Origin of the sequence: Pseudomonas sp. Kh14 (assembly GCF_900291005.1) — a bacterium.
Taxonomy (GTDB): domain Bacteria; phylum Pseudomonadota; class Gammaproteobacteria; order Pseudomonadales; family Pseudomonadaceae; genus Aquipseudomonas; species Aquipseudomonas alloputida.
Genome location: NZ_OLKJ01000117.1, coordinates 1 through 271, shown reverse-complemented (window position 1 = coordinate 271; position 271 = coordinate 1). Strand labels below are relative to the sequence as shown.

Sequence of the window (271 nt, the reverse complement as noted above, 5' to 3'; positions counted from 1 at the left end):
CTAAAACGGATCCTGGAATCACTTCCCAGGAGATTGTAGTTAATCTACAAGACCCTGTGAAGAATCCTATAACTTCAGCAGATAAATTTGTGGAAATAGCCAATGAAGGTCCTATCGTTCCTATTATTCGTGGAGCAAAATATCTTACTCAGATTTATGACGGAAGCTGGAAAGAAGTTGTTGTAGAACCTGTAGGAACTGGAACAGTTCATTCTAAAATTGAAGTGTATATTGATGTGAAATATCCAGAATATATTGATGAAGTTAGCAT

1 protein-coding gene is annotated in these 271 nt (G+C 36.2%); it reads left to right on the top strand.

Annotated features, from left to right (window positions below; translation table 11 throughout):
• Positions 1-271: hypothetical protein (locus FQ668_RS28665; protein ID WP_178097179.1), on the top strand; the 271-nt coding region annotated here is incomplete at both ends.